The sequence below is a fragment of the Streptomyces sp. NBC_00459 genome, from assembly GCF_036013955.1.
GTDB lineage: Bacteria > Actinomycetota > Actinomycetes > Streptomycetales > Streptomycetaceae > Streptomyces.
In genome coordinates, this window is sequence record NZ_CP107903.1 from 9,176,903 (window position 1) to 9,193,920 (window position 17,018).

The 17,018-nt window shown below is 70.9% G+C and carries 16 protein-coding genes; 5 read left to right on the plus strand and 11 right to left on the minus strand.

Going from position 1 to position 17,018, the window contains the following annotated elements; translation table 11 throughout:
- Window positions 1–11: 11 nt before the first annotated feature.
- The 3 genes from tgmA to OHN74_RS40275 all read right to left on the minus strand — a co-directional run bounded on the left by tgmA (window position 12) and on the right by OHN74_RS40275 (window position 1,669).
- On the minus strand, window positions 12–203 hold the full coding sequence (tgmA, locus tag OHN74_RS40265) for a putative ATP-grasp-modified RiPP (RefSeq protein WP_164312055.1): 192 nt from the start codon (window positions 201–203) through the stop codon (window positions 12–14).
- Between the two features lie 208 nt (window positions 204–411).
- Complete coding sequence (locus OHN74_RS40270; protein WP_327699509.1) at window positions 412–783, minus strand: DUF6479 family protein; 372 nt, start codon at window positions 781–783, stop codon at window positions 412–414.
- Between the two features lie 73 nt (window positions 784–856).
- Window positions 857–1,669: an SAM-dependent methyltransferase gene (locus tag OHN74_RS40275; protein WP_327699510.1), complete on the minus strand. Its 813-nt coding sequence runs from the start codon at window positions 1,667–1,669 to the stop codon at window positions 857–859.
- A 202-nt stretch (window positions 1,670–1,871) separates the two neighbouring features.
- Between OHN74_RS40275 and OHN74_RS40280 the strand changes: the two genes are divergently transcribed.
- Together OHN74_RS40280 and OHN74_RS40285 are read left to right on the plus strand one after the other, a co-directional pair.
- On the plus strand, window positions 1,872–3,569 hold the full coding sequence (locus OHN74_RS40280; protein ID WP_327699511.1) for a hypothetical protein: 1,698 nt from the start codon (window positions 1,872–1,874) through the stop codon (window positions 3,567–3,569).
- A 60-nt stretch (window positions 3,570–3,629) separates the two neighbouring features.
- On the plus strand, window positions 3,630–4,082 hold the full coding sequence (locus OHN74_RS40285; RefSeq protein WP_327699512.1) for a DUF1569 domain-containing protein: 453 nt from the start codon (window positions 3,630–3,632) through the stop codon (window positions 4,080–4,082).
- 13 nt (window positions 4,083–4,095) lie between these two features.
- On the opposite strand, the gene OHN74_RS40290 is transcribed toward OHN74_RS40285, so the two are convergent.
- From OHN74_RS40290 to OHN74_RS40300, 3 genes are all read right to left on the minus strand, one after another.
- On the minus strand, window positions 4,096–4,554 hold the full coding sequence (locus OHN74_RS40290; protein ID WP_327699513.1) for a (2Fe-2S)-binding protein: 459 nt from the start codon (window positions 4,552–4,554) through the stop codon (window positions 4,096–4,098).
- 78 nt (window positions 4,555–4,632) lie between these two features.
- Window positions 4,633–6,840: a xanthine dehydrogenase family protein molybdopterin-binding subunit gene (locus OHN74_RS40295; RefSeq protein ID WP_327699514.1), complete on the minus strand. Its 2,208-nt coding sequence runs from the start codon at window positions 6,838–6,840 to the stop codon at window positions 4,633–4,635.
- Between the two features lie 218 nt (window positions 6,841–7,058).
- Window positions 7,059–8,411: an MFS transporter gene (locus OHN74_RS40300; RefSeq protein WP_327699515.1), complete on the minus strand. Its 1,353-nt coding sequence runs from the start codon at window positions 8,409–8,411 to the stop codon at window positions 7,059–7,061.
- A 139-nt stretch (window positions 8,412–8,550) separates the two neighbouring features.
- Between OHN74_RS40300 and OHN74_RS40305 the strand changes: the two genes are divergently transcribed.
- Entirely contained in the window at window positions 8,551–8,910 is a 360-nt protein-coding gene (locus OHN74_RS40305) for an ArsR/SmtB family transcription factor (protein ID WP_327699516.1), read from the plus strand.
- Between the two features lie 76 nt (window positions 8,911–8,986).
- Here OHN74_RS40305 and OHN74_RS40310 read toward each other — a convergent pair whose 3' ends face one another.
- Window positions 8,987–9,718 (minus strand): DUF1775 domain-containing protein, encoded by a 732-nt coding sequence (locus OHN74_RS40310; protein WP_327699517.1) that lies wholly within the window; start codon window positions 9,716–9,718, stop codon window positions 8,987–8,989.
- Window positions 9,719–9,788: 70 nt separating this feature from the next.
- Window positions 9,789–10,448, minus strand: coding sequence for a hypothetical protein (locus OHN74_RS40315; protein WP_327699518.1), 660 nt, complete (start codon window positions 10,446–10,448; stop codon window positions 9,789–9,791).
- A gap of 157 nt (window positions 10,449–10,605) precedes the next feature.
- Between OHN74_RS40315 and OHN74_RS40320 the strand changes: the two genes are divergently transcribed.
- Window positions 10,606–11,421, plus strand: a complete 816-nt coding sequence (locus OHN74_RS40320) for a sulfotransferase family protein (protein WP_327699519.1) — start codon at window positions 10,606–10,608, stop codon at window positions 11,419–11,421.
- Between the two features lie 88 nt (window positions 11,422–11,509).
- The gene (locus tag OHN74_RS40325) at window positions 11,510–11,905 is read left to right on the plus strand and encodes a BlaI/MecI/CopY family transcriptional regulator (protein ID WP_327699520.1); all 396 of its coding nucleotides are present in this window, start codon (window positions 11,510–11,512) and stop codon (window positions 11,903–11,905) included.
- A gap of 64 nt (window positions 11,906–11,969) precedes the next feature.
- Here the strand turns inward: OHN74_RS40325 and meaB are convergent, their stop codons facing one another.
- From meaB to OHN74_RS40340, 3 genes are read right to left on the minus strand one after another with little or no spacing between them, the layout of a single operon-like run.
- Entirely contained in the window at window positions 11,970–12,947 is a 978-nt protein-coding gene (gene meaB / locus OHN74_RS40330) for a methylmalonyl Co-A mutase-associated GTPase MeaB (protein ID WP_327699521.1), read from the minus strand.
- Window positions 12,944–15,118, minus strand: coding sequence for a methylmalonyl-CoA mutase (gene scpA, locus OHN74_RS40335; protein ID WP_327699522.1), 2,175 nt, complete (start codon window positions 15,116–15,118; stop codon window positions 12,944–12,946). The genes meaB and scpA overlap by 4 nt, the downstream gene beginning before the upstream one ends.
- Window positions 15,118–16,926 (minus strand): methylmalonyl-CoA mutase subunit beta, encoded by a 1,809-nt coding sequence (locus OHN74_RS40340; RefSeq protein WP_327699523.1) that lies wholly within the window; start codon window positions 16,924–16,926, stop codon window positions 15,118–15,120. The genes scpA and OHN74_RS40340 overlap by 1 nt, the downstream gene beginning before the upstream one ends.
- Window positions 16,927–17,018 lie beyond the last annotated feature (92 nt).

Genomic DNA, 17,018 nt, shown 5'->3' on the forward strand with positions numbered 1-17,018 from the left:
TCAGGTCCACGTCAGTCATCGAAGTGCGTCTTGGAACCGGCAGTTGACGTGGTGGACCCGAATTCGCGCATCACGGCATGGTCATGAGCGGCAATCCGCCCGCCAGGAAGCACATTCAACTGCAGTCCGCAGTCGTAGCTGTACGGAGCGCTCACCTCCAACTGCTCAGCTGGGCGCGCGTAGTTCAGAACGAACAGCTGCATCGCTTCTCCTCGATCGGCGACGACGTCGGTCAAGTGGACGGGGGAGCTCCGGTAATACAACTGTCCCGTCCCCCTTGCCCCGCCTCCAAGGAGTTATACGAATCGAACGAGTGAATGGTTGCCTCACGTTGTCGGCAACTGCGTCCGGGCGGCATTTCGCGAGCCGGGACCGACGCCCGCGGGTCGTCGGGCCGACGCCGTGGACGGGTCAGTGGCGACCCAGGCCGCCACTGCCGAAGGAGCCGCTGGAGCCGGGATCCCAGCGCCCCCGCTGCTGGTCCTTCCGCCGCTTCGTCGACGCGTGATGGAGTTCGTGCGGCATCAGCCGCTCCCGCTCCTCGGCCGCGCGCGGCATCTCGTCGGGCTCTCTCATCTCACGGACCTCGTGCACCGGGCCGGAAGGCGGAAGTGTGGGTTGTTCGTCGGGGCGGGGCCGGGGGGATTCCCGGTCCCGGACCCGCATGCCGAACCAGAAGGCCCAGATCAGTGCACCAGCGATGAACAGGCCCGCGACAAATGCGGCCGTTACGTTGAGTAGATCGCTCGACGCGGCCAGTAGTTCAGACGTTGTCGTACTCATATACCGATTATCGCCGACAGCATATGAATGCGCGTCCGAAAAGAGTCTGTGGAATCCCTGTCCCTCTTGTCGGTCAGGGCTTCACGGCGACGGCACCGAATTGCGGAAGAACGGCCGCGGAGCCGCTCTCCGGGCGCCACTGCGCGCAGGAGACCAGCCCCGGGTCGAGAAGGTCCAGGCCGTCGAAGAAGGCGGCGACCTCGGCACGGGGACGCGCGGTGATCGGCGGGGTAGCGTTCTCGTTCCAGAACTTCATCGCCTCGATGTTTCCCTCGCCGTCGAGGTCCGAGTCGGTCGTCGGATGGGTCAGGACCAGATAGCTTCCCGAGGGCACCGACGCCATGATCCGGCGCACGATGTCCTGCGCCTGGCCCGTGTCGAGCACGAAATTCAGGATGCCGAGCATCATGACGGCGACGGGCCGCTCGAAGTCGAGGGTCTCCGTGGCCCGCTGGACGATGCCGTCCGGGCGGTGGATGTCCGCGTCGATGTAGTCCGTGGCCCCCTCGCGCGTGCCGGTCAGCAGCGTACGGGCGTGCGCGAGCACGATCGGGTCGTTGTCGACGTACACGATCCGTGACTCGGGCGCGAGACGCTGGGCGATCTCATGGGTGTTGTCCACCGTCGGCAGCCCTGTGCCGATGTCCAGGAACTGGCGCACTCCCCGCTCGGCGACCAGGAAGCGCACGGCCCGCCCGAGGAAGGCCCGGTCCGCGCGGGCCACGCTGCGGATCAGCGGGAACATGGCGTCGATGTGGTCACCGACCCCCTGGTCGACGACGTAGTTGTCCTTGCCGCCGATCCAGTAGTTCCACACCCGCGCGTTGTGGGCCACCGAGGTGTCCAGCCGGCCGCGTCCCTCTGACGTGCTGCCCTGCTCGCTCACGTCGCTCCCTCTCGTCACTTCCCGTGCCCCGCACGGACGTTGACGAGCACACGAGCCGTCAACATCGTTCGCGCCTACGAGGGTGATCTTATGGCCGGGCTCTTCGCGGCCCGCGCGGGAGGCCGCGGAACGGGTGCTGCCGTGTGCCGCCGGACAGGCCCTAGGCTCGCCGGAAAGGCCCCAGGGAGCGGGAGAGAGACCGATGGACGACTACGGCTACGACCTCGGAACCCACGGGCGGCCCGTGACGACCTCGTCCGCCGAGGCCCAGAAGTGGTTCGACCGGGGCCTGGTGTGGACGTACGGCTTCCACCACGAGGAGGCCGTCGCCTGTTTCGAGGCCGCCGCCGCGGCGGACCCCGACTGCGCCATGGCCCACTGGGGCATCGCCTACGCCCTCGGCCCGAACTACAACAAACCCTGGGAGTTCTTCGACGGCGAGGATCTCGCACGGACCGTCGCCCGTACCCACGCGGCCGTCGAACTCGCACAGCGGAAGGCGTCCGGTGCCACGCCCGCCGAACAGGCACTGATCGGCGCTCTGCGGGCGCGCTACCCACAGGCGGAGGCCGTCGAGGACTGCTCGGTGTGGAACGAGCCCTACGCGGACAGCATGCGGACGGCGTACGAACTCGCCCCCGACGACCTCGACGTGGCCACCCTGTACGCCGACGCACTGATGAACCTGACGCCCTGGCAGCTGTGGGACGTACGCACGGGCGAGCCGGCCGAGGGCGCCCGCACCCTCGCCGCGAAGGCCGTCCTGGAGCGGGCGATCGCGACCGACGCCGGTTCGCGCCACCCGGGCCTCCTGCACCTCTACATCCACCTGATGGAGATGTCCGCCGCCCCGGAGACCGCCCTGCCCGTCGCGGACCGGCTGCGCGGCCTGGTCCCGGACGCCGGCCACCTGCAGCACATGCCCACACATCTGGACGTGCTCTGCGGCGACTACCGGCGCGTGGTGGCGGACAACGCCGTGGCGGTCGTCGCCGACGAGAAGTTCCGCGAGCGGTCCGGCGCGATGAACTTCTACACCCTCTACCGGGCGCACAACCACCACTTCAGGATCTACGGCGCGATGTTCCTGGGGCAGTCCAGGACCGCACTGGAGTCCGCCGCGCAACTCGAGGCCGCCGTCCCGGAGGAACTCCTGCGGGTGCAGAGCCCGCCCATGGCCGACTGGCTGGAGGGCTTCCTCGCCATGCGCGTCCATGTGCTGATCCGCTTCGGCCGCTGGTCGGACATCCTCGAACTGCCGCTGCCCGCCGACCCGTCGCTGTACTGCGTGACGACAGCCATGCTCCGGTACGCCCGAGGGGTCGCCCTCTCCGCCACCGGCCGGACCGCCGAGGCCGAGGCCGAACGCGAACTGTTCCGCGCGGCGCTCACCCGGATCCCGGAGACCCGGATGCTGTTCAACAACACCTGCCCGGACATCCTCGCCGTCGCGTCGGCGATGCTCGACGGCGAACTGGAGTACCGCAAGGGCAACCACGAGGCCGCCTTCGCCGCGCTGGAGCGCTCGATCGAACTGGACGACAACCTTCCCTACGACGAGCCCTGGGGCTGGATGCAGCCCACCCGGCACGCCTACGGCGCCCTGCTCCTCGAACAGGGCCGTGTCGCCGAGGCGGAAGCCGTCTACCGGGCCGACCTCGGCCTCGACGAGACACTTCCGCGCGCCGTGCAGCATGCCGGCAATGTCTGGGCCCTGCACGGATTCCACGAGTGCCTCGTCCGGCTGGGCAGGGACGGGGAGGCCCGGATCGTGGCCCAGCAGCTCAAGATCGCGCTCGCCCTGGCGGACGTCCCGATTGAGGCGTCCTGCTTCTGCCGTCTGGACGTGGGCACGGGCGGCACAGGTGGCACAGGCGGTGCGGACGGGGGCTGTTGCTGAGAGGGTGCCAGTGCATGTGATGCGAAATGATGACGTTTCATATCAATATATGCTGGCGACATGGCCTCACCCACACTTACCGAGCTCACCGAGCGGCTGCCCGAGTCTCTCGGCCGCCCCGAAGCCGACCTGCTGGCGCCGGGCGGCCCTTGGAACCTTTCCCAGACGCTGCAGCACTGTGCCCAGACCGTCCGCTACTCCGTGACCGGATACCCCACGCTCAAGCCCGCCCTGTTCCGGGCCACGGCCGGCGCCCTGGCCAAACGCCTCTTCCTGCGCCGCGGAGCGACGAAGCACTCGCTCGGCGCGGAGATCGACGGGGCTCCGTCACTGGACCCGAGCCTGCCGTCGGCAGAGGCCGCGTCGGACCTCGCGGACGCGGTGGCCCTGTTCACCGGCCATACAGGACCGCACGCCCCGCACCCCGCCTACGGACACTGCACGCACGACGAGTTCGCACGCCTGCACGCCATGCATCTCGCCGAACACCTCCCAGGACTGGCCGACGCCTGACGCCGCGCCGCCGTCACCCCAGTTTGGTGGCGGCGCTCTTGATCGCCTCGCGGATACGGAAATAGGTCCCGCAGCGGCAGACGTTCGCGATCGCGTCGATATCGGCGTCCGTGGGGTTCTTCGTGCGCTTCAGCAGGGCCACCGCCGCCATGATCTGGCCGGGCTGGCAGAAGCCGCACTGGGCCACGTCCTGCTCCAGCCAGGCCTCCTGCACGGGGTGCAGCCGGTCGTCGTCCGCCAGGCCCTCGATGGTGGTGACCTCCTTCCCCGCGGCCTCGGCCACGGGGACCACACAGGGATTGACCGCCTCGCCGTCGAGATGGCTGGTGCAGGCCTTGCAGACGTCGATCCCGCAGCCGTACTTGGGGCCACGCACGCCGAGCAGATCGCGCAGCACCCACAGCAGGGGCAGGTCGTCGGGGGCGTCGACGGTGACGGACTTCCCGTTGACGGTGAAGGTGTGGGAGGGCACGTACGTTCTCCTGTCAGGGTGCTGAGGGCGCTGAGCCGAGGGGGCTCAGTGGGCGTTCGGCGGATGTTCGGCCGGCACTCAGCGAGGAAAGGGAGTGAAGTCGACGTCGAAGTTGACGGGGAAAGCGCGCGGCTTCGTGCCGGTGGCCCGGGCGTAGGCGTTGGCGATCGCCCCGACGGCCGCCGGGACACCCAGCTCTCCCGCGCCGCCCGGCTCGCCGCTCGCGGGCATGATGAAGATCTTCACGTCCTTGGGGCTGTCCTTCTGCCGCGCGTAGTGGAACTGCGAGTAACTGCCTTCCAACGGCAGTCCCCTGTCGATGTGGAGGCCGGCCCGCAGGGTGGTGGAGACGGCGTCCGTCAGACCGCCGAGCAGCTGGGCCTCAAGCCCTCGCGGATTGATCGGCCGCCCCACATCGGCGGCGATGACGGCCTTGGTGACCCGTGGCCGCTTCGGGTCCGTGGCGTCGATCTCGACCAGACAGGCCGTGCAGGACTTGTACTCCTCGTGGAAGCCGACGCCCTGTGCCCAGCCCTTCGGCAGAGCGCGGCCCCACCCGCCCTCCGTCGCGACCTTGTCGAGCACGGCCCGCTGCCGGTCGGACTTGAGGAACTCGCGCCGGAAGACCACCGGGTCCTTGCCCAGCTTGGCCGCCAGTTCGTCGGCGACGATCTCCTCCGCGCCCCGGGTGTTGCCCGAGTACACGGAGCGCCAGGACCCGGTGTGCATCTTCAACGGCACCTCGGTGAGTACCTGGGTGGTGAGGCCGAAGTTGTACGGGGACTTCACGGTGGTCAGGAAGAGCGTCTGGGCGAAGCCCGCGTTGCCCACCCCGGAGGGGAGACTGGCCGCGGTGGCGGTCAGGATCTCGCCGAGACCGTGCCGGAAGTCGGTCTCCACGGCCGCCACCCGGTGCTCGAACGAGAGCACCTGCCCGAGCGCGTAGGTGGCACGGATCCTGTGGTGGGTGGCGGGCCGCATCCGGCCGTGTCGCATGTCGTCGATCCGTGACCACTGGAGCCGGACCGGGCGCCCGCTCTTCTGTGAGACGAGCGCGGCCTCCAGCGCGGCGTCGAAGAACAGCCGGCGACCGAAGGAGCCGCCCGCCTGCACCACATGGACGGTGACCTTGTCCAGCGGCAGTCCGAGCTCCTTCGCGATGGTCTGGCGGGCCACGATCGGGGACTTCAGCCCCGACCAGATCTCGGCCCGGTCGGAACGGACGTCCGCGACGGCCGAGTTGGTCTCCAGCGGAGCATGGCTGGCGAACGCGAAGTCGAACTCGGCGTCCACCCGCTTGACCAGCAGCCCGGGAACCACCAGCGGGGCGGTCGCCGCCTTCAGCTTCTCGGTGATCTCGTCGTCGGAGAACGCGTCGACGCTGCCGGGACCCCAGACGACGTCCAGGGCGTCCTTGGCGTCGAGTGCCTGCCCGAAGGTCTCCGCGACCACCGCGACGCCCGAGGGGACGGTCACGACGTCCAGGACGCCCGGCATGGCCCGTACGGCGGACTCGTTGTTCACCGATTTCACGGTGCCGTTGATGGTGGGCGGCCGGCGCAGCATGCAGGGCTTGGCGCCGGGCACCTCCAGGTCGAGGGTGTACTCCTGGCGGCCGGTGATGATCGCCCGGGCGTCGATACGGGAGGTGGGGGTGCCGACCAGCGTGTGCTCGGACTCCGGCTTGGGGGTGGCGGTGAGCGCGCCCAGACCGGGGGAGGCCGCGGCTGCCGACAGTGATCCGTAGGAGGCGGTGCGCCCGTCCGGCGCCGTCACCGTTCCCTGATGGACCGTCAACTCGCCGGCCTTCAAGCCCCATTGCCGCGCGGCGGCGGCGACCATACGGGCACGGGCCGCCGCGGCTGTGTGCCGTACCGGGTCGTAGAGCGAACGGATCGAGTTGGAACTGCCGGTCAGCTGATTGAAGAGCAGCTCGGGCCGAGCGTCGTCCAGCCGGATGCGTACCCGGGCGAGCGGGACGTCCAGCTCCTCGGCCACCAGCATCGCCACCGCTGTCGTGAGGCCCTGCCCGACCTCCTCTCTCGGCAGCCGGAAGTCCACGATCCCGTCCTCGCCGATCTCCAGCACCAGCATGTTCGCGGTGGGCGCGCTCGCGAGGATCAGCACATCCCCGAGGTCGACCAGATCGGCCGGTGCGGGCAGCGTCGGTATCGCGGCCTCGGCGCTGGTCGGCGCGACGGCGTCGAGGCCGACGTTCGTTGCCAGCGAGAGGGTGGGGGCGGCGACCAGATAGGTGAGGAACCTGCGCCTGCCGAGTCGTTTCATCGACGCTCCGTTCAAGCGTGCCCGCCGACGTCGCCGGGCCGCGCTCAGATCATTACCGAGTGGTAGGCACAGGTTCAAGGGCCTTGGATTTTCCTCCGACGTGACGTGGACGACGCCGGTTCGACCGACGGGTGCGACCGGTGCTGTTGTCGAGCTCCTTCGACGCGACCCGGCCAGGGAAAGGGAAAGCGGGCCGAAACGGTGACGGTCCCGGTCCGTCAGCCGTGGGCGTGCAGGCCGTCGAGGAGCGGGTGGTGGCTGTGCCGCCAGCCGTCGCCGACCCGTCGCGCGTCGGCGAGATGCGGGTGCCCGGCGGGGAGACCGGCGTGCTCGTGCTCGACGGGCACCTGTTCCCGCACCGGCCACAGGCGTACGGCGAGCAGCGTTGCGGCCAGCGCGACGGCACCCAGCGCGAGCACCGCGGACCGGAGTCCGGCCGTCGCGCCGAGCCATCCGGCCAGTGGGTACGTGAGCAGCCAGCAGCTGTGCGAGAGGGAGAACTGGGCCGCGAACGCGGAGGTGCGCGCCTCGGCGGGCGCCGCCCGGCGGATCAGCCGCCCGGTCGGAGTGAGCACCATCGAACAGGCGGCACCGAACGCGGTCCAGGCGGCCAGCAGCGCGGGCCAGCGCCAACTGCCGCCGCCCGCCGAGGTGACCGCGCCGAGAACGACGAAGACCGGGGTGAGCAGCAGCCCTCCCCGCAGCATCACCGCACGGTCCGGGACCCGGTCGAGCATCCGGGGCAGGAGCAGCGCCACGATCATCGAGCCCGCACCGAACGCCCCGAGTGCCAGCGGTACGTCGCCGGCGCTCCGGCCGAGCTGGTCGCGGACGTACACCACGGTGTTGACGGTGACCATGGCGCCCGCGGCGGCCACCGCCAGGTCGAGCGCGAGCAGGGCGCGAAGCCGCGGGACGGCGAGAAAGAGGCGGGCGCCCCCGGTCGCCCTCGAACGGACGCGGCCGGTCGGTGGGGCGGTACCGACGGGGTGGGAGACGGCCGGCTTGGGCAGGACGGCGGAGGCGACCAGGGCGGCCGAAGCCAGGAAACCGGCCACCGTGCCCAGGAACAGCCAGTTGTAGGTGATCAGTGACAGCAGCGCGGCGGCGAGGGCCGGGCTGCACAGGCTCTCCAGGTCGTAGGCGAGCCGGGACAGGGACAGCGCCCGGGTGTAGTCGCGTTCGGCGGGCAGTACGTCCGGTATGACGGCCTGGAAGGTGGGGGTGAACGCGGCCGACGCGGCCTGGAGCACGAAGATCAGGACGTACACCTGCCAGACCTGGTCCACGAACGGCAGCAGCAGCGCGACCCCGGCCCGCGTGAGATCCGCCCCGACGAGCAGTGTGCGCCGCGGCAGCCGGTCGGCGACAGCTCCGACGGCCGGGGCGATCGTCACGTACGCCAGCATCTTGACGGCGAGCGCCGTGCCGAGCACCGATCCGGCGTCGGCGCCCGCCAGGTCGTAGGCGAGCAGGGCGAGGGCGACCGTCGCCAGCCCGGTGCCGGTCAGGGCGACGACCTGGGCGGTGAAGAGGCGGCGGTAGGTGCGGTTGCGGAGTACGTCGAGCATGCGGCGATCCCTCGGCCGGTCGGGGAGCGGGCGCGATCCCCCTCCATTGTAGCCATAGGTGCGCACTCGTGCACATGTTGCTGCGGGGATCGGAACGGCGACACCCTCGATGGGTCCGTCCTGCCTCTACGCTGAGGGCATGCCTGCTCGCGAGACCTTGCCAACTGCGGCCGATACGCACTTGCGTGCCCCGGACAGTGCGCGTCTCGCGGAGGCGACCGAGGTGTTCGCGCTGCTGTCCGACGCGACGCGGCTGCATCTGCTGTGGCTGCTCGCGCAGGGCGAGTCGGACGTCGGTTCGCTGACGGAGCGCTGCGAGGCGTCGCGGACGGCGGTCAGCCAGCATCTGGCGAAGCTACGGCTCGCGGGGCTGGTGGAGACGCGGCGCGAGGGCCGGTACGTCCACTACAGCCTGCGCGACGGGCATCTGCGGCGCCTGGTGATGGAGGCGTTGAGCCACGCCGACCACAGGGTCAGCGGCAAGGCGCCGCACGACTGAGGGCCGGCGGATCGTCCTCGCCCCCGCCGCCCCCAGGGATGGGACGGGCAGGGGCGGCGGGGGCGAGGAAAGGCTGTCACTGCTGGGCGGCGCCCCGGCGTCGTACGAGAAGGACAGCCCCGCCGGCCACGACAACCACTGCCGCGCCGATGCCGATCCAGGCACCCGCGGACATTCCGCCGTCGTCCTCGCTCGTCGCCTCCGCCGATGGTGAGGCCGCCGCCTCCGAGGCCTCGGCCGTGGGTGTCGGCGTCACGGACGGAGACGGCGACTCGGACGCGGTCTCGCTCGGTGACGGAGCGATCGGCTTCGCACCCGGCGCCGCAGCCTTCAGCTTGAGGACCGGAGCGGGCTGCTCGCTGCTCTCGTCCAGTTCGATCCAGCGGTCGATCTTGCCGTCGCTGTAGGTCTGCAACGACTTGAAGGCGAGTTCCTTCACGTCGGGGAGCTGCCGTACGACGACGGAGTACTCGGCGTTCACGCCGGCCTTCAGAGCCGGGCCCTTGATCGTGTAGCCGTCGTCGGCGGTCGTGAACTTCCAGCCCTTGGGGCCCTCGCCGTAGGTCACGTCGCCGGGCGCGATGCCCTTGGGCAGGATCACGCGGACCGCGGCGATCCCCGCGGTGTCGGACTCCGCCTCCGCGTCGAAGGAGATCTCGACGTTCTCGGCGAGAGCCTGGGCCTTGTCGGACTCGACCTCGACATGGGCGGCGGCGGGCCCGGCGGCGAGGAGGACGACGGTGCCCGCGGCGGCGGCCGCGAGGGCCAGACGCCGCGCGGTGCCGTGCTGGACGGGGGCAGTGAACATGGGTGTCTCCGGGTCTTTCGGGGCGTGCGGTGGCACGGACGTCCGACCTGCGTCGGCCGTTCCGGCAGGGTCAGTTGGCGGGAGCGGGCCACGCCGACGGAGGACCCCGCCGTACCACCACGTCCGTGAGGAACGCGCCACCGGGCGGCGGCGGTTCCGTCCGGCGCGGGCGGCGTACCCGCGATCCGCGCCCCGACGGCAACAGTCGGCCGTCGAGCAGCGCCCGTACGGTGGCGATCCGCGCCCGTACCGCCTCGACGGCCGTGGTCAGGCCGCGCGCCAGTGACCAGCAGGCCGCGTCCGCGCGGTGCAGCAGCACGGCGACGAGTACGGCGGCCACGGCATGGAGAACCGTCATCGTGGGCGAGTGGTGCAGTCCTTCGGGCCAGGCGCCATGGGCGGGCGTTGTGTGATGCACATGCGTGGGCACGGGCGTGCCGGTGGCCGCCGCGTGGCGTGAGTGGGCGACCGACAGCCACACATGCAGTCCGGTCTGTGCCGCCGCGCTCGTCACCACCACCCCGGCAAGTGAACGCGGGCGCCGCGTGCCGACCAGTCCCACCACGAACAGCAGGACCGCCGCCGCCGTGCTCGACCGCCACGGGGCAGGCCCCTCGGCGACCAGATGATGCGCGCTGACCCCGAGCACCGTGCCGACGACCGCGAACACCGCTGCCCGGAACACGGGCAGTGGCACGGGGTGCGTCGTCGGCGTCCGGAGCATGGTCATGGCCCGCCCATCATCAACCATGGGGCGGCCGGGCAGGAGCCGGGTCTCAGGAATTTCTCATTCCTTTCCCATGACGGACCCATGCAATGGTCACAGGATGGTCAAGTACTCAAGGGGGATGGGGGTTCGTACACCGGGGGGTCAAGGAGGCACGGTCATGGTTCTGGTCGGTCCGGAAGTACGCCGAGTGGCCCGGGGGTTGAGGCGGCGGGTACGGCGATTCGCGGAGCCGCCCGTGCCGCGGTCGGCCCACCGGCTCGTCCAGGAGCCGGTGTTCGTGATCTCCTCCGTGCGCTCCGGCTCCACGCTCCTGAGGGTCCTGCTCAACAGCCATCCGCAGATCCGGGCGCCGCACGAGATGCACCTGCGCACTCTGGCGGTCGACCTCACCAAGCCGTACACCAGCAAGGCCATGACACAACTCGATCTCGACCAGCGCGAGTTGGAGTTCCTGCTGTGGGACCGCATCCTCCACCGGGAACTCGTGCGCAGCGGCAAGCAGATCATCGTGGACAAGACACCCGGCAACGCGGGCTTCTGGGAGCGGCTTTCGGAGGGCTGGCCGAAGGCCCGGTACATCTTCCTGCTGCGCCATCCCGCGTCGATGGTGAGCAGCCTGATCAACAACCGACCCGACCGCGACCTCGGCGCGACCGTACGGGAGGTGCGCATGTACGTCGAGGCCGTCGAAGCGGCCCGCAACGGGCTGGACGGCCTCACGGTCCGCTACGAGGACCTGACGGAGCGGCCCGAGGCGGTCACCCGGGAGGTCTGCGGGTATCTCGGTGTGCCCTGGACGCCGAAGATGCTCGACTACCGCAAGGGCGATCACGGCCCCTTCGTGCCGTTCATCGGTGACTGGAGCGAGAACATCAAGTCCGGGAAGATCCAGCGGGCCCGGCCGCTGCCGGCCGCGGAGGACGTCCCGGGGGCGTTGCGCGACCTCGCCCGCGCCTGGGGATACCACTGCTGAGCCGACTGCCCGCAGGGCGCTGACCGGCTCCCGGCGTCTATACGATGTCCGCTCGGGCAACTGGCGGTCAGCGAACGGGAGACAGGGTGTGACGGAGCACCGGCAGCGTCCCCGGCGGCGGGAGCGGGGCGAGCTGGAGGCGCTGGTCCTGTCCGCGCTGCGCGAGGCGGAGGGCCCGGCGACAGCCGGCTGGGTGCAGGAGCGGCTCGGCGGCGGCCTGGCCCACACGACCGTCATCACGATCCTCACCCGGCTGCTGGCCAAGGACGCGGTCACCCGGGAACGCGCGGGCAGGTCCTTCGCGTGGACGCCCGCGTCCGACGAGGCAGGTCTCGCCGCCCACCGGATGCGCAGGGTGCTGGACGCCGAGAACGACCGGGCGGCCGTACTGACCAGCTTCGTCACCGGGCTCGGCCCGGAGGACGAGAGGCTGCTGCGCGAACTGCTCGGGCGGCCCACGGCGGACGAGGAGAGCGAGGACTGAGTCCCCTCGGTCTGCGCGGCATGGGGGGCTGGGCCTGGTGACGCCGGTCGGCCCAGCCCTGTTCTCAGCCGTCGCCGAATGCCCTCAGGATGCGCTCGGCGGCGAGGGTGGCCGTCAACTCGCCGTTCCTGACCTGCTGTTCGAGGCCGGGGGTGACGGCACGTACGGCCTCGTCGGTGTGCAGACGGCCCAGCAGTTCGTCGCGGACCATCGTCCAGGTCCAGTCGACCTGCTGGTCGCGGCGTTTGGCGGCGAGACGGCCGGACGAGTCGAGCAGGGTGCGGTGTTGTTCGAGGCGGTCCCAGACGGTGTCCAGGCCGGTCGACTCGCGGGCGCTGCACGTCAGCACAGGCGGTGTCCAGGCCGCGTCCCTGCCGTGCATCAGCCGCAGCGCGCCGGCCAACTCCCGTGCCGCTGACTGGGCGTCGCGCTCGTGCGGGCCGTCCGCCTTGTTCACGGCGAGCACGTCCGCCAGCTCCAGGACGCCCTTCTTGATGCCCTGCAACTGGTCGCCGGTGCGGGCCAGCGTCAGCAGCAGGAACGAGTCGACCATGTTCGCGACGGCGGTCTCGGACTGGCCGACGCCGACCGTCTCCACCAGCACGACGTCGTAGCCCGCGGCCTCCATCACCACGATCGACTCGCGCGTCGCCTTGGCGACCCCGCCCAGCGTGCCCGCGGTGGGGGAGGGCCGGATGAAGGCCGCCGGATCCACCGCCAGGCGTTCCATCCGGGTCTTGTCGCCCAGGATGGAGCCGCCCGTACGGCTGGACGACGGGTCCACCGCGAGCACCGCCACCCGGTGCCCGAGCCCGGTCAGCATCGTGCCGAACGCGTCGATGAACGTCGACTTCCCGACCCCCGGCACCCCGCTGACCCCGATCCGCCGGGCCCGGCCGCTGTGCGGGAGCAGTGCGGTCAGCAACTCCTGTGCCAGAGCCCGATGCTGGGGCCGGGTCGACTCGACGAGGGTGATGGCCCGCGCGACGATCGCCCGCTTCCCGTCGACCACGCCCTTGACGTACGCGTCGAGATCGATCACAGGTCGTGCCCGAGGTCGGCCGAGAGCCGCTCGACGAGGTCGTACGCCGCGTCCGGGATCACCGTCCCGGGCGGGAACACGGCCGCCGCGCCCATCTCCAGGAGGGTCGGCACGTCCTGCGGCGGGATCACCCCACCGACGACGATCATGATGTCCTCCCGGCCCTCGGCAGCCAGCTCCTCGCGCAGCGCCGGAACGAGGGTGAGGTGCCCGGCGGCCAGCGAGGACACCCCGACGATGTGGACGTCCGCCTCCACCGCCTGCCGGGCGACCTCGCCCGGGGTCTGGAACAGCGGGCCGACGTCCACGTCGAAGCCGAGGTCGGCGAAGGCGGTGGCGATCACCTTCTGGCCGCGGTCGTGGCCGTCCTGGCCCATCTTGGCGACCAGGATGCGCGGCCGACGCCCCTCGGCCTCCTCGAAGGCGTCCACCAGGGTGCGGGTGCGGTCGACGGACGGGGACTCGCCTGCTTCGTTGCGGTACACCCCGGCGATCGTACGGATCTGGCCCGCGTGCCGCCCGTACACCTTCTCCAGCGCGTCGGAGATCTCCCCGACCGTCGCCTTCGCGCGGGCGGCGTTCACCGCCAGCTCCAGCAGGTTGCCCTCACCGCCCGCCGCCCGGGTCAGGGCGTCCAGCGAGTCCTGGCAGGCCCGCTCGTCGCGCTCCGCGCGCAGCCGCCGCAGCTTCTCGATCTGCTGGGTGCGTACGGAGGAGTTGTCGACCTTGAGGACGTCGATCTGCTCGTCGGTCTCCACGCGGTACTTGTTGACGCCGATCACCGGCTGGCGCCCCGAATCGATACGGGCCTGGGTGCGGGCCGAGGCCTCCTCGATGCGCAGCTTGGGGATGCCCGCGTCGATGGCCTGCGCCATACCGCCCGCGGCCTCGACCTCCTCGATGTGCTGCCAGGCGCGGCGCGCGAGGTCGTACGTCAGCTTCTCGACGTACGCGCTGCCGCCCCACGGGTCGATGACCCGGGTCGTGCCCGACTCCTGCTGGATCAGCAGCTGGGTGTTGCGGGCGATGCGCGCCGAGAAGTCGGTGGGCAGCGCGAGCGCCTCGTCCAGGGCGTTGGTGTGCAGCGACTGGGTGTGGCCCTGGGTCGCCGCCATCGCCTCCACGGCCGTACGCGTCACGTTGTTGAACACGTCCTGCGCGGTGAGCGACCAGCCCGAGGTCTGCGAATGGGTGCGCAGGGAGAGCGACTTGGCGTTCTGCGGCTCGAACTGCTTCACCAGCCTGGCCCACAGCAGGCGCGCCGCGCGCAACTTGGCGATCTCCATGAAGAAGTTCATGCCGATCGCCCAGAAGAAGGAGAGCCGGGGCGCGAACGCGTCGACGTCCATCCCCGCCTCCCGCCCCGCCCGGATGTACTCGACCCCGTCCGCGAGGGTGTACGCCAGCTCCAGGTCGGCCGTCGCACCCGCTTCCTGGATGTGATAGCCGGAGATCGAGATGGAGTTGTAGCGGGGCATCCGCTGCGAGGTGTACGCGAAGATGTCGGAGATGATCCGCATCGACGGCTTCGGCGGATAGATGTAGGTGTTGCGGACCATGAACTCCTTGAGGATGTCGTTCTGGATGGTCCCGGCCAGCTTCTCGGGCGGCACGCCCTGTTCCTCCGCCGCCACGATGTACAGCGCGAGGACGGGCAGCACCGCGCCGTTCATCGTCATCGACACCGTCATCTTGTCCAGCGGGATGCCGTCGAAGAGCTGCCGCATGTCGTAGATCGAGTCGATCGCCACGCCCGCCATGCCGACGTCACCGGTCACACGCGGGTGGTCGCTGTCGTAACCCCGGTGCGTGGGCAGGTCGAAGGCGACCGACAGGCCCTTCTGGCCGGCCGCGAGGTTGCGGCGGTAGAAGGCGTTGGACTCCTCGGCGGTGGAGAAACCCGCGTACTGGCGGATCGTCCAGGGCTGGTTGACGTACATCGTCGGGTACGGGCCGCGCAGATACGGGGCCGCACCCGGATACGTCGAGAGGAAGTCGAGGCCCTCCAGGTCACGGCCGGTGTAGAGCGGCTTGACCGCGATGCCCTCCGGGGTCTCCCAGAAGGTGCCGTCCGAGCCCGTGGCCGCCTTGACGGCCGTACGCCAGTCGTCGGCGCCGGCGTTGGCGGTCGGGGTCCCCAGTTCGATTCCGGAGAAGTCGGGGATTCCCATCAGGACGCTCCCATGCGGTCGAGGGTGGCGGAGAGCACGGCGACGGCGTCGCAGCCGGCGAAGACGTACGCGTCGACGTCCGTGTACTGCCCGGGACGGCCGGCCAGGAACACCTGCGAGGCGCCGGCGGCCTTCAGCTCCGCGGCGACGGTCGCGGCCTGCTCCTCGTACAGCGTGTCACTGGAGCAGAGACAGGCCTCGGTGGCGCCGCTCTCCTCGAAGGTGCCCTCCGTGACGGGCTCGATGCCGCCCGCCTGGAAGAGGTTCGAGACGAAGGTCGTCCGCGCGGAGTGCGCGGCGGCCGGGCCGATGGTCGCCAGATAGACACGCGGCCGGGATCCGGTGGCGGCGAGGTGGGCGTCGGAGCGGGCGCGCAGTGCCTCGTACGCCTCGTCGCGCCGCACCCGGGGAAGTCCTCCGGACGGCGGAACGGGCGCGGGCTCGCGCTCCGGGAGGCGTTCGGCGAGGTTCGGGAACTCGCTGACACCGGTGATGGGCTCGCGTCGATTGGCCAGCTTGGCGGAGCGGGCCGCCCAGGTGGTGGCCAGCGCCTCGCCCAGTCGTCCCGAGCGAAGGGCGGCGGCGGGACCTCCCAGGCCCTCGATCCACTGGAAGAACTCCCAGCCCGCGTGGGCGAGTTCGTCGGTGAGCCGCTCCACGTACCAGGAGCCGCCCGCCGGGTCGGTCACCCGCGCCAGATGCGACTCCTCGACCAGGATCGTCGAGGTGTTGCGGGCGATCCGGCGCGCGAACGCGTCCGGCAGGCCCAGCGCGTGGTCGAAGGGCAGCACGGTGACCGAGTCGGCGCCGCCGACACCGGCGGCCAGTGTGGCGACCGTCGTACGCAGCATGTTCACCCATGGATCGCGGCGCGACATCATCACCGGCGAGGTCACGGCGTGCTGCACCTGCGCCCCGGCAGTCGGTGCCCCGGACACCTCGGCGACCCGCGCCCACAGCCGCCGGGCCGCGCGCAGCTTGGCGATCGTCAGGAACTGGTCGGCGGTGGCCGCGTAACGGAACTCCAGCTGTGCGCAGGCCTGTTCGACGGTCAGCCCGGCCTCGGTCAGCTCCCGCAGGTAGGCCACCCCGGTCGCCAGGGACGCGCCCAGCTCCTGCGCGGCCGAGCCGCCGGCCTCGTGGTACGGCAGCGCGTCCACGGTCAGCGCGCGCACCCCCGGGTACTCCTCGGCGCACAGCCGCGCGAGCCCGACGACCGGCGCGAAGGCCAACTCCTCACCCGTGCGGGCCTCGTGGCCCAGCGGGTCGGCGCCGAGGTTGCCGCGAGCCGCCTCCTTGGCGACGCCCCGCTCCTCGTACAGCCGCAGCAACTCCCGTGCCGCGGGCTCGACTTCCTGTCCGGCGTCGAGGACGACGGGCGCCAGGTCGAGATAGACGCCGTCGAGGGCCCGGGCGAGCGACGCCACCGGGATCGCGTCCGGGCCGACGGTCAGCCAGAGCGAGGTGACGCCGTTCTCCAGGTCCGCGAGCACCGAGTCGCCGACGAGGGCCGCGTGCCGCTGCCGTACGTCCCAGCCCCCGACGGTGTTTCCCTCGGGTCGCCCGCCGCGTACGAAGGGGGCGAAGCCGGGGAAGCCGGGCTCGGGAGCCTCGTCGCGCGCGGTGTAGAGGGGGCGGGTGGTGAGTCCGTCCTCGAGCGCGGTGGACAGTGCCTCCTCGGCTGTCGCGGCGGAGACCTCCTTGCCCGCTTTGCGCAGGACGCCTTCCACCAGGCGCTGCCACTGTTCATGGGTCGTGGCAGGGAACTCGGCGGCCAGTGAGAGCCCGTCGTTGGGCAGGACTGTCATGCCCGGATGCTAGGGCAGAGAGGTCCGGCCACAGCAGAGCCGCAGCCTGTGACCTTGACCTCGGCCGAACTGTGACCTCGGCCTCACGGCGA